Consider the following 12206-nt stretch of genomic DNA (forward strand, 5'->3'; position numbering starts at 1 on the left):
CGTGCCACCCGTCACCGCCGAACGCTCCGTCTACACCTCCGCCACCGCCGCTCCCGCGCTGGCCGAGTGCATTCCCATGCCTGAACAGCCGGAAAATCGCCGCGATTTCGCCGGCCTGTATCGTGCCACCGTCACGCCCCTGCGTCGCTACCTGACCCGTTTGCTGCGCAACGAGTCCGAAGCCGAGGACATCGCCCACGACGCCTACATGCGCGTCTATCCGACGGTCCAGAAAGACGCCGCGGAGAAACCCGAGGCGCTCCTCTACACCACTGCGCGCCGCCTCGCCATCAACCGCCTCAAGCGCCGCGCCATCTCGCCCATCGCCCCCGGCGAGGCCCCCATCGATCGCACCGCCGCCGCCCAACCCGGCGTCGCCCAACAGGTCATCGCCCGCCAGGAACTCGCCCGCCTCGAAGCCGCCATCGCCCAACTCCCCGAAGGCTGCCGCACCGTCCTGCTCCTGCGCAAAGTCGAGATGCTCTCGCACCAAGAAATTTCCGACCGCCTCGGCATTGCCATCAGCACGGTCGAAAAACAACACGCCCGCGCCCTGCGCCTCCTGCGTGCCGCGCTCGCCGACTCTCCCACCGCCAACGCCACCGCCGTCACCCCGGAGGGCGTGTCATGAACCCGCACCACACACCGATCGATCCCGTCATCGACGAGCAAGCCGCGCTCTGGGCCGCCAAGCTCGACGGCTCCGTCCTCACCGCCAGCGACCGCACCGCCCTCGACGCCTGGCTCGACGCCGCGCCCGCGCATCGCGCCGCCCTCTCATCCTATTGCCAGTTTTCCGCCGACCTCGAACAGCAGTTGCCGTTGCTTGCAGGCATCCCGGAATCGCCGGCGGAAAATCAACACGAGCTTACGTCTGCCCGTCCGCGCCCCGGGTTGTTCCGACCGCTGTGGGTCGGAGCAATGCTCACCGCGGCCGCGGCAGCCGTGGCCCTCGTCCTCTGGACCGGCCGCACCGCCACTCCGGCCGCCCTCGAGTTCGCCACCGCCGCCGCCCAACGCCAGTCCGTCGCCCTCGCCGACGGCTCGCGCATCGAACTCAACGCCCACACCCAACTCTCCGCCTCGCTCACCGCACACGAGCGCCACGTCCGTCTCACCCGCGGCCAAGCCTTCTTCACGGTCGCGAAGGACCCGGCCCGCCCGTTCTTCGTGGATACGCCAGCCGGCACCGTCCGCGTCACCGGCACGCAGTTCGACGTCCGCGCGGACGACGTCGCGCCTTTCCAAGTCACCGTGCTCGAAGGCTCCGTGCAAGTCCGCCCGGGCGACCCCGCGACCGCCTCCCCGCTCGCGCTCAAACGCGGCGACCAATACGCAGCCGGCAGTCTCCGCGCGCTAAGCACTAAGGAGCTCGACGCCTCGCTCGCGTGGCGCAACGGCGAGATCGTTTTCGACCGCGCAGCCTTGAGCGATGTCCTCGCCGCCTTCTCCCGCCACCACGGCCGCACCATCACCGTTTCCCCCGGCGCCGCGCAGCAACGCCTCGGCGGCCGCTTCAACTTGGACAACCTCCCGGAATTCCTCGAACTGCTCCCGCAAACGCTCAACGTCGTCGTCTCACGCGACCCGCACGGCGACGTGCGCGTCTCCCTCGCCAACGAACGCTGACGCATGCTCCGGCCCGCCGCCCTGCTCCGACGACTGGCCCTCGGCACCGCGCTCCTCACGGCGCTGACCGCCGCGCCGGTCGATTTCCAGCTGCCCGCGCAATCCGCCGCCGACGCGCTGCTCGCCTTCTCCCAACAGGCGAGAGTCGAGGTGTTGTTTCCGGCTGACGAGCTGGGCGCCGCGCAGGCCAACGCCGTCCAGGGCAACCTCGAGCCCGACGACGCGCTCGCCCGCCTGCTCGCCGGCACCGGCTTCGCCGCCCACCGCTTCAGCGGCGGCAAATACGTCGTCCGCTCCACCGCGCAGACCTCCGGCTCGATCACCGGCCGCCTCCTCTACCCCGACGGCAAACCCGCCGCCGGCATCGTCATCGCCCTCGCCGGCACGCGCCTCTCCGCCACGACCGACGCCGGCGGCCGCTTCAGCTTCGCCGCCGTGCCCCCCGGCAAACGGCAACTCTTCGCCAACGCCGCCGGCTGGCATCCTCTCCGCATCGACAACGTCGAGGTCGAGGCCGGACGCATTTCCAAGCTCGACGACCAGCGCCTCCAGCCCGTGCGCGAGCTCGAACAACTCGAACCCTACGTCGTCCAAGGCCGCTCCGCCCGTCTCCGCCCCATCGACGACAGCGCCGCGCTTCTCGGCCCGCGCCGCGCCACCGGCAATCTCGATCTGCCCCGCGGCGCCGACGACGCCCTGCCCTTCACCATCTACACCCGTGAACAGATCACCCGCAGCGGCGTCGTGGCGCTGAACGAATTTCTCCAACGCGCCATCCTCGAGGGCGACGCCTCCGCCCGGCCGCCGGAGCAAAGCGGCAGCTTCGACTCCAAGCAGGCCTTCGCCGGCAGCAGCAACCTCAAGCTCCGCGGCTACGAGGAAAACGAAACCGTCATCCTCATCAACGGCCGCCGCCTGCCCGAGGTGCAGATCAGCAGCAACCAGCAGCCCCAGCCGGCCGACGTGAACTTCATCCCGCTCAGCCTCATCCAGCAGGTCGAAGTGCTCCCCGCCTCCGCTTCCGCCATCTACAGCGGCAATCCCGTCGGCGGCGTGATCAACATCGTGCTGCGCCCCGACGTAACCGCCACCGAAGTCAACGCCACCTACACCAACGCCACCGGCGGCTACGACGCGCCCCAGACCTCGTTCTCCTTCCAACACGGCCAATCGCTCCTCGACCAACGCCTTCGCATCCGCCTCAGCGCCGTGCGCACCGACGTCGAACCGCCGACCGAGACCGAGCTCGGCTTCCGCCGCCGCCACGCCGCCTTCGTTCCCCTCGCGGACGACGCCCTCTTCCGCGCCACGCCCAACATCCGCAGCCACGACGGCACGCCGCTGTTCGGTGCCGGCAGCGCCACCTTCACCTCCGTCGCCCCTGGCGCCGACGGCAACGGCGGCCTCGCCGCCTTCAACGGCCGCGCCGGCGTGCGACAACTCGACTTCTACGATTCGCCCGCCGGACTCTCCGCCTCGCCGATCACCCTCGACTCCCCCTACGGCCGACGTCAGCGCCGCGACGCGTATTTCGGCTCGGTGACCTACGACCCGTGGCCTTGGATTCAGATCGGCCTCGACGTCATCCACTCGCGCACGGTGATGAACCGCGGCCTCGACGTGCTCACCGGCAACTTCACGCTCGCCGCCGCATCGCCGCTCAACCCCTTCCACCAGGACGTCGATATCACGCTCGTCGACACCGCGCCGCTCGTCGGCGAAAATTACAACGAAGCCCACATCGACTTCTCCTCCGCCGTCGGCGGCCTCCTCTTGCGCCTGCCCCGCGCGTGGCGCCTGTCGTCCGACTTCCTCGCCTCGCGCAGCGTCGTCAAATATCGCGGCCTCTTCGGCGCGGACACGACCCGCTGGCAGAGCCTCATCGACCAAGGCGTCTACAATCCGCTCCGCGACACGCAGCACTACGGCCCGCCGACCGCGTTCTACGACTCCGTGCTCATTTATCGCGGCGGCCGCGGTCGATTCGTGACGCTCGGCGACTATCGCACGCTCGACGTCGCCGCCCGCGTCACGAATCAGGAACTCAACCTCCCGACCGGACGCTCGAGCCTCGTCGCCGGCGCCGACTACCGCCGCCTCCAACTGCGCGACTACGCCGAGGAATTTCTCTACGCCGACGGCTCGCGCGCGGCCGACCCCATGCTGCGCCGCGGCCGCCAACTCGAGCGCTACAGCTTCTTCTCCGAACTTCAGACCCCGCTCGCGCCCCGCCGCTGGCTGCCTCAGTGGATTCGCAAGATCGACGGCGACTTCGCCGTCCGCTACGTCGCCTCCGACCAAGCCAACGAAGTCAACACCGTCCCGACGGTCGGCCTGCGTGCCGCGTTCGCCGGCGGCGTCACGCTGCGCGGCAGCGTCACCTCGTCGAAACGCTTCCCGGCACCCTTCCTCAGCCGCTCCGTCGCCCTACCCGGCGGCCCCGACGGCGGCGCCGCGAACCAGGACATCATCACCGATCCTCGGCGCGGCGAATCCTACGTCGCGCAGGTCGACGACAATGTGAACTTCTTCCTCGCACCCGAAGACGCCGTCACGCAAACGGCCGGCCTCCTGTTCGAACACGGCGAAGAGCATCACTTCCGCGCGACCCTCGACTTCGTCGACACCCGCAAGACCAACGAAATGCTCTCGCTCGACGCCAACGGCACGCTCGCCCTCGAAGCGCTCGTCCCCGAACGCGTCATCCGCGCGGCCCCCGGCCCCGGCGAAACCGTCGGCCGCGTGACGCGCGTGATCGTCGGCAACATCAACGCCTCGTCGCGCCGCTCGCAGAGTTGGACGCTCGGCGTCGACTACGCGTGGACCGGCCTGCTCGGCGGCACGCTCGAGACCCATGCCCGCGTGCTCTATTATCAGCGCTACGAACGCCAGTTGCTCGCGACGCAACCGACCGTGGACGAGCTGAACCATCCCGACGGCACCGGCTCCGGCCTGTTGCGCTATCGCGCGGATTTCGGCGCCGGCTGGTCGAACCGCACCTACGGCTTCGGCTTCGAGGGACAATACTTCCACTCCCGCCTGCTGCCCGACTACGAGCGTATCGCCCAAGGCGACAAGCAAATCCGCCCCTACTGGCAATTCGACGCCTATGCGCAGGCCGATCTCGTCCGCCTGCTCGGCTGGAAGACCAAGCGCTACGGCCTGCGCGGCCAGCTCCGCGTGAACAACCTCTCGGGCTTCGACTATCCCAAATACTATTACGACGGCGCCGCTTCCGGCGTGCAGCCCTACGGCGACTGGCGCGGGCGCACCTACTCGTTGTCCGTCACGGCGACGTTCTGATTTTTCACCGCGCGATGTTGCCGTTTCAGTAACTCCGTAGCCACGAGCGCCCGCGAGCGGTCCGTGTTTGCGCTCGCCCGAGCGCTTGCCGGGTAGCCCGCGACCTCCGGGCGCGGGTGCATGGGACCCGTCCTCGGAGAGGCCGGGCTATTTGGCATTTTCCGAGCGAAAAGTGAGACCTGACGGAGCCGCGCTCGCGCACGCGGCTGCCAGAATTTTCGGCGGCTACGCTAATTTCGGAAACGCGATAGCGGATATTCCCACGCGCTCTGTCGTGTCTTGGTCCGGCGCGACCGTTGCGGAAGTGCCGGCAGGTATTCATTCGCTCCGCTTCCGCGTCGGGCGATCGGGGCCGGCCCAGGTTCGGTTTGCCCGATGTGGAAGCGGAGTTTTGAACCTCGGCTGACCAGCGCGCTCCGCGGCGGCGACCAAGATTCGTCTGGCCTCGGTTCCGGTGGCTTGCTTCCGTTACCGCTCCCATTTTTCCCATGGCCAAGACCATCCTCGTCACCGGTTCCTCGGGCCTCATCGGCTCCGAAGTCTGCGTTTATTTCGCCGCTCAAGGCTACACGGTCCACGGCGTCGACAACAACCAGCGCGCCGTCTTCTTCGGCCCGCAGGGCGACACGCGCTGGAACCAGCAGCGCCTCGCGCAGGACCTGAAGGGTTTCGAGCACCACGAACTCGACATCCGTGATCGCGCCGGCGTGCTCGCGCTCGTCAAACACCTCAAGCCTGCCGTCATCGTCCACACCGCCGCGCAACCCTCGCACGACCGCGCCGCCGCGATTCCTTTCGACGATTTCGACACCAACGCCGTCGGCACGCTCAACCTCCTCGAGGCCGCGCGCCAAGCCTGCCCCGAGTCGCCCTTCGTGCACATGAGCACGAACAAAGTCTACGGCGACGCGCCCAACTCCATCAAACTCGCCGAACTCGAGACCCGCTGGGACTACGCCGATCCTGCCTACGCGCACGGCATCGCCGAGACGTTCACCATCGACCAGTCGAAGCACTCGCTCTTCGGAGCCTCCAAGGTCGCCGCCGACGTCATGGTCCAGGAATACGGCCGCTATTTCAACATGCCCACCTGCGCGCTGCGCGGCGGCTGCCTCACCGGCCCGAACCACAGCGGCGTGGAGCTCCACGGGTTCCTCAGCTACCTCGTGAAGTGCAACCTCGAGGGCCGCGAATACCGCGTCTTCGGCTACAAGGGCAAACAGGTCCGCGACAACATCCACTCGCTCGACGTCGCGCGCTTCATGGCCGCGTTCGTCGCCGCGCCTCGCGCCGGCGAGGTCTACAACCTCGGCGGCGGCAAAAACAATTCCTGTTCCATCCTCGAGGCCTTCCAGATCGCGGAAAAATTCTCCGGCAAGAAGCAGGTCTATACCTACGTCGACCAAAACCGCGCCGGCGACCACATCTGCTATTACTCGGACCTGCGCAAGATGCGCGCGCACTACCCGAGCTGGGACATCAGCGTCTCGCTCGAGGAAACCATCCGCCAGATCGTCGAGGCGTGGAAATCACGCCCCAAGACCTGAGCGGTTCTTCAGCGCCCGCCGACGTAGATGATCGCGTAACGCGTCGGCGGCGTGCGCCACTGCGCCCACGTGCCATCCCACTGGATCGGGGTGCCCGCGTAATCGACATCGCCCGTCGCGCTGCGGAACGCCGCCCGCGCACGGAGGATCGCCTTGCCCTTGGTCGGGGCGACCGCGAAGTCCGCCCGGCGCGAGAAGGTCTCGCCCAAATCGGTCTCGTAGAACAGCACCTGCCAGGTCTTGCCGGCGTCGATCGAGTATTCCACATGCACGAAGGCGACGCGCTCGCCGTCGTGGTTCGTGCTCGCCGAAATGAGCACGGACGCCGAGCCACCGGTGGCCACGTCGGTGGGCGCCACAAGTTGCAGCCCGCGTTCGGCGGCCGGAGCGGCCGCGAGCACCGTGAAAAAGAGAGCGGAGACGAGAAGACGGGAAAGGAAACGCATGACCCCGTTATCCACTCGCACCACCGCTCCCGCATCAACCCCGAAATACGGTCGGGCGAACGTTCCGGACAGATTTCCCTCTTCACCTCGATTGGTCGCTCTGTTTCCTTCCGCGGATGTCTGATTTGACACGCCTACGAGGCGATTCGCACCCGCGGAGCGGCGGCCGTCGGCTGAGCTTGCCGTGTTGACCATGTGGAACCTCTTCAGTCGGTGGTTTAATCCACGCGCGCTGGCGCTGGCCGTTCTTCTGGCCATCGCGGCCGCACTGCCGTTCGTCACGACAAGCGTGGAGCGCCGGGAGTTTTATTTCTTCGACATCACGCTCACCTCGACCACCGCCGGCTCGACGCAGCTGTTCTGGGACATCGGCCACGGCTTCAACGAATACGACTCCTCGCGCCAGCCGCTGAAGGTCGAACGGACGCCCGTGAACTATCGTTTCATGATGCCGATGGGGCGCATCAACGCGCTCCGCTTCGATCCCGTGGACGGCGCCGGCGTGTTCACTTTCAAGCATGCGCAAATCGTCGACGCCCAGGGACGGATCGTGAAGGTCTTCCGGCCGGAAGATTTGCGCCCCGCAGGCGGCGTCCTTCAGGCGTGGAACGAGACACTCACGCGCCACGTCTCCACCGATCCGTCCTCCAACGACCCGGTGCTCACCCTCCACCTCGACGCGCCGCTCGAGTTGAAACCGGGCGCATCAATCCGGCTGCGACTCGGCTGGCTCGCTGCATGGCCTGTGCTTTTGCTCGGCACCCTGCTGTCGCTCCGCCCCGTCGCGCACAAACTCACGCATGCGACGGCCCGCCTGCTCGCCTTCGCCCAGCCTCGGCCTGCGACCTCCCTCCTGCTCGCCGCCACGGTCGTCGTCGCGATCCAATGCGCACCGGTCATCTTCCAGGGACGCAGCTTCGCCTCGCCCAACAACGGCGGCCATATGCTTTATCAGGGACTGCCCGCGCTGCCGGCCGACACCGACGACACCTCGACCAACACCGGCAGCTCGGACACCGGCGCGCTGCTCTTCCAGCACCTCTATTACCCGATGGTGCAACGCGACGCGTTGCACGCCGGCGAGTGGCCGCTCTGGAACCGCTACTCGCTCTGCGGTGAACCGCTGCTCGGCCAGGGTCAGTCGATGTTTGGCGACCCGTTCAACTTCCTGACGATCGCGGCCGATGGCGCCGGATGGGCTTGGGATGTGCGCTTCGTGATCGCGCGCTGGCTGCTCGCCGCCGCACTCGGCGGCATCGTCTGGCAACTCACGCGCCACTTCGGGGCCGCGCTGCTCACGACGCTCGGCGCCGGCTTCCTGGGCTTCTTCACCTACCGGCTCGTTCACCCTGCGAATTTCAGCGTCTGCTACGCCCCGCTGATTTTGTTCGCGTGGACCGGCCTGCTGCGCGCCGACGCCCCGCGCCGGCTCATCGTCTGGCTCGCGGCGCTCGTGGCCGCGAATTGGCTCACGATGACCAGCGGCACCGTCAAGGAAGCCTACATGCTGATGGTCGGCCTGAATTTCGCCGGCGTGTTGCTCCTCCTGCTGCGGCCGGAGTGCGCCGGTCGGCGTATGCTGGTGCTCGTCGCCGCCTGCGGTGCCGGCTTCGGCTTCGTGCTGCTATCCGCGCCGCTGTGGATTTCGTTCCTCAGCGCGTGGGGCCACTCGATGACGGGCTACGACACACCGCATGCCGACACCCTGCGGTTGGCCCACGTGATCGGCTTTTTCGACGACATTTTCTACCGCCAGACGGCCAAGGAGGAGAACGTCGTCGCGCCGGCGCTGAACTTTCTCTTCCTCGTCGGCGTGCTGGCGTGGTTCGTCCAACCGCGTCGCAGCGGTCGCGATCGCACCGGCTGGGCGCTCGTGCTCGCTGCGCTGCCGCCCTTCGCGCTGGCCTTCGGCATCGTGCCGCCGGCGCTGATCGAAAAAATTCCGTTCGTCGGCAACATCGTCCATGTGGGCAACACCTTCTCGTGCGTGCTCATGCCCCTCGTCGCGGTGCTCGGCGGCCTGGGCTTCCGCGACATTTGGGAAAGCACGACACGCGCCGACGGACCTGCGTTCCACCTCCGCCTCTGGCTCGCGCTCGCCGCACTGCTGGCGCTCTACTTCGTCACCGCGACGTCATTCGATAAGAGCCCCTTCTTCACCGGCTATGCGCCGGCGCTCGTGCTCGCCGCCGCCGCGTTGCCGCTCGGCTGGCAGGCCGCGCGCCAGGAGCGACTCTCGCTTGCGCCGCTGTGGGTCGTGCTCGTCCTGGGCGTCCCGCTGCTGTTGTGGCGGCACAGCCAATATCGCGAGTCGTCGTTCTCCCACTACACCTTCGTGCCCGGGCCCCGCTCGAATCTCCACGCCGTCTCGCCCGCAATCACGATGCTGAAGGCCAGCCAGAACGAGCCGGGCCGCACCAACGGCTGGGAATCCGTGCTCTACGCTTCCTACAACACCGTGCCGCGCCTCGAAGGCGTCTACGGCGTCGATGCCGTGCGCAGCCGCCACTACCACGATCTCGCCGACGCCCTCGGCCTCGAGCGCGTCTGGAACTGGGACTGGCCCAACCGTGAGTCGCAATCCCGTGAACTCGTCCGCAAATACGATCTCTACAACGTCACGCACTGGCTCGCCACGCCCACGCCCGGCCCGCATCCCATCGACGGCCTCACGCAGATCGGCCGCGCCGACCTCGACGTCTACGCCAGCCCGACCGCGTGGCCGCGCGCCTTCTTCGTCGACCGCCTGACGACCTACGCGCAACCGGCCGACTTCGCGCGCCTCCTGATGAGCGGCGACGGTCGGCCGTTAGCCGCCGTGCAAGCTTCCGACTTCACCGACAAGCCGCCCGCGCTGCCGCTCTCCGAGCCAACCACGCCGCGCGAGATCCGCGCCGCGCGCGACTACCGTTTCACCCCGAATACGACCGCCTTTACGATCGACGCACCGCGCGCCGGGCTTGTCGTGCTCACCGAGACTTACTACTTCGATGATTTCAAAGTCACCGTGAACGGGCAACCCGCCGCCTACTTCCGCGTGAACCACGCCTTCAAGGGCGTGCAACTTCCGGCCGCCGGCACCTACCGCATCGAATTCGCCTATTGGCCCAAGCACTTCACCGCCGCGCTGTGGTGCGGTCTTGCCGGAGCGGTCTTTCTCACGTTGGGTGTGGTGCGGCTGTCGCATGTTCGCTTCCCGGACGCCGCCGCGCCGTCATGAGTCGCTCGTCGCCCAATTTCCCTCCGCTGCCCGCGGTTCCCAAACTCTCCGTCGTCGTGCCGGTGTTCAACGAGCGCGCCACCGTCACAGCTGCGCTCGACGCGATCACCGCCAAGCGCATCCCAGGCTGGGAGATCGAAATCATCATCGTCGAGAGCAACTCCACCGACGGCACGCGCGCGCTCGTGCTGCCCTACGGCTCGCTGCCGCACGTGAAGCTGATCCTGGAGGAGCGCCCCCGCGGCAAGGGCCACGCCGTGCGCAACGGCTTCCGCCAAGCCGCCGGCGACGTGCTGCTCATCCAGGACGCCGACCTCGAATACGATCTCGCCGACTACGAGAAGCTGCTCGCTCCGCTCCAAGCCGGCAGCCACACTTTCGTGCTCGGCTCGCGCCACGGCGACAGCCTCTTCATCCGCAAGATGGACGAGCAAATCCTCCACGCCTTCGCGCTGAACGCCGGCCACTGGTTCTTCACCGCGCTCGTGGACCTTTCCCTCGGACTCACGCTGCGCGATCCGTTCACGATGTATAAAGTCTTCCGGCGCGAGTGCCTCGCCGGCCTCACGTTCGACGCGAACCGCTTCGATTTCGACTGGGAGCTGCTGATCAAGCTCGTGCGCAAGGGCCACATCCCGGTGGAAATCCCCGTCCGCTACGCCTCGCGCTCCTTCAAGGAAGGGAAAAAAGTTTCCATGTTCCGCGATCCGCCCCAGTGGCTCTGGGCGTGGGCCAAATATCGTTTTCAACGCCTGTAGGGCCCGGCGCGTCCGGCCCCCCCTTTCGATTTACCATCGTCCGTCCCATGCGCATCCTGATCTCCGGCATCTGCGGTTTCGTCGGCAGCACTCTTGCCCGGGCGCTCGTCGCTTCCGGCCGCGGCTACGAAGTCGTCGGCTTCGACAATTTCATCCGCCCCGGCAGCGAAACAAACCGTGAGCCGCTGGAGAAGCTCGGCGTCAAGGTGATCACCGCCGACCTGCGTTTCGCGAAGGATATCGACGCGCTGCCCGCCGCCGACTTCGTGCTCGATGCCGCCGCCAACCCGAGCGTGCTCGCCGGCATCGACGGCAAAACCAGTTCGCGCGAGCTCGTCGACCACAACCTCTACGGCACCGTCAATCTCCTCGAATACTGCAAGACCCACCGCGCCGGCTTCATTTTGCTCAGCACCAGCCGCGTCTACGCCATCCCGCCGCTCGCCGGACTCGCGGTCCGCGCGGTCGACGGCGCGTTCGTGCCCGACGACAGCCACGCACTGCCCGCCGGCCTCACCGCGCGCGGACTCGACGAGACCTTTTCCACCACCGCGCCGCTCTCCCTCTACGGTGCGACCAAGCTCACGTCCGAGGCGCTCGCGTTCGAATACGGCGAGACGTTCGGCTTCCCCGTCTTCGTCAACCGCTGCGGCGTGCTCGCCGGTGCCGGCCAGTTCGGCCGCGCCGATCAGGGCATCTTCGCCTACTGGATCAACTCCTGGCTGCGGAAACGGCCGTTGAAATACCTGGGCTTCGGCGGCCAGGGCCATCAGGTGCGTGATTGCCTGCACCCCGCCGATCTGCTCCCCGTCCTCGAGAAACAGTTCGCCGCGCCGAAGCTGCCGATCGAGGACCGCTGCGCGAACTTCTCCGGCGGCGCCGCCTCCGCGATGTCGCTGCGGCAACTCAGCGATTGGTGCGCGGCCCGCTTCGGCCCGCACGCCGTCGTGCAGGACGGCACGCCGCGCCCCTTCGATATTCCTTGGATCGTGCTCGACCACACCAAAGCCACGCGGGTGTGGGGCTGGCATCCGACGCAGCCCACGGCGACGGTGCTTGCGGAAATCGCCGCCCACGCCGAACAACACCCGGGCTGGCTCGAACTCTCCACCCCACGCTGAGCGCGTCGGACTGGCCGATCCCAGCCGGCTGATTTACCCTTGCCGGTCCAATTCGGTCGCACAGCCTGCGCCTCGGTTACCTCTCCGAGACTGTGCCTCGCCTGCCCCGCCTTCGCCGCCCCGCGTTGGTTCGCTTCCTTCGTTTGACGCGAACAGGCGACTGCTTGCCGCCGCCTCAATCT

Annotated in this window: 8 protein-coding genes; 7 read left to right on the forward strand and 1 reads right to left on the reverse strand. The window is 67.5% G+C overall.

What is annotated here, in order from left to right:
* Position 1 precedes the first annotated feature (1 nt).
* The 4 genes from KF715_06935 (at position 2) to KF715_06950 (ending at position 6479) form a co-directional block, all read left to right on the forward strand.
* Complete coding sequence (locus KF715_06935) at positions 2–631, forward strand: sigma-70 family RNA polymerase sigma factor (GenBank protein MBX3736402.1); 630 nt, start codon at positions 2–4, stop codon at positions 629–631.
* Complete coding sequence (locus KF715_06940; GenBank protein ID MBX3736403.1) at positions 628–1629, forward strand: FecR domain-containing protein; 1002 nt, start codon at positions 628–630, stop codon at positions 1627–1629. The genes KF715_06935 and KF715_06940 overlap by 4 nt, the downstream gene beginning before the upstream one ends.
* 3 nt (positions 1630–1632) lie before the next feature.
* Positions 1633–4932: a carboxypeptidase regulatory-like domain-containing protein gene (locus KF715_06945; protein MBX3736404.1), complete on the forward strand. Its 3300-nt coding sequence runs from the start codon at positions 1633–1635 to the stop codon at positions 4930–4932.
* A 488-nt stretch (positions 4933–5420) separates the two neighbouring features.
* The gene (locus KF715_06950; GenBank protein ID MBX3736405.1) at positions 5421–6479 is read left to right on the forward strand and encodes an NAD-dependent epimerase/dehydratase family protein; all 1059 of its coding nucleotides are present in this window, start codon (positions 5421–5423) and stop codon (positions 6477–6479) included.
* An 8-nt stretch (positions 6480–6487) separates the two neighbouring features.
* On the opposite strand, the gene KF715_06955 is transcribed toward KF715_06950, so the two are convergent.
* Positions 6488–6925, reverse strand: coding sequence for a hypothetical protein (locus tag KF715_06955; protein MBX3736406.1), 438 nt, complete (start codon positions 6923–6925; stop codon positions 6488–6490).
* A 193-nt stretch (positions 6926–7118) separates the two neighbouring features.
* Between KF715_06955 and KF715_06960 the strand changes: the two genes are divergently transcribed.
* Genes KF715_06960 through KF715_06970 form a run of 3 tightly spaced genes read left to right on the forward strand, consistent with a single transcriptional unit; the run spans position 7119 to position 12024 of the window.
* A complete protein-coding gene (locus KF715_06960) occupies positions 7119–10145 on the forward strand; it encodes a hypothetical protein (GenBank protein ID MBX3736407.1) in 3027 nt (1008 codons plus the stop codon).
* Positions 10142–10903, forward strand: a complete 762-nt coding sequence (locus KF715_06965; GenBank protein ID MBX3736408.1) for a glycosyltransferase family 2 protein — start codon at positions 10142–10144, stop codon at positions 10901–10903. Before KF715_06960 ends, KF715_06965 begins: the two co-directional genes overlap by 4 nt.
* Positions 10904–10950: 47 nt before the next feature.
* Positions 10951–12024, forward strand: a complete 1074-nt coding sequence (locus KF715_06970; GenBank protein ID MBX3736409.1) for an NAD-dependent epimerase/dehydratase family protein — start codon at positions 10951–10953, stop codon at positions 12022–12024.
* The last annotated feature ends 182 nt before the right edge of the window (positions 12025–12206 follow it).

Source organism: Candidatus Didemnitutus sp., assembly GCA_019634575.1.
Lineage (GTDB): Bacteria > Verrucomicrobiota > Verrucomicrobiia > Opitutales > Opitutaceae > Didemnitutus.

What these genes read in the sequence shown, in the direction of transcription:
- KF715_06945 (MBX3736404.1), top strand. Translation starts at nt 1,633, where the DNA reads ATGCTCCGGCCCGCCGCCCTGCTCCGACGACTGGCCCTCGGCACCGCG.
- KF715_06955 (MBX3736406.1), bottom strand. Translation starts at nt 6,925, where the DNA reads ATGCGTTTCCTTTCCCGTCTTCTCGTCTCCGCTCTCTTTTTCACGGTG.
- KF715_06960 (MBX3736407.1), top strand. Translation starts at nt 7,119, where the DNA reads ATGTGGAACCTCTTCAGTCGGTGGTTTAATCCACGCGCGCTGGCGCTG.
- KF715_06965 (MBX3736408.1), top strand. Translation starts at nt 10,142, where the DNA reads ATGAGTCGCTCGTCGCCCAATTTCCCTCCGCTGCCCGCGGTTCCCAAA.
- KF715_06940 (MBX3736403.1), top strand. Translation starts at nt 628, where the DNA reads ATGAACCCGCACCACACACCGATCGATCCCGTCATCGACGAGCAAGCC.
- KF715_06970 (MBX3736409.1), top strand. Translation starts at nt 10,951, where the DNA reads ATGCGCATCCTGATCTCCGGCATCTGCGGTTTCGTCGGCAGCACTCTT.
- KF715_06950 (MBX3736405.1), top strand. Translation starts at nt 5,421, where the DNA reads ATGGCCAAGACCATCCTCGTCACCGGTTCCTCGGGCCTCATCGGCTCC.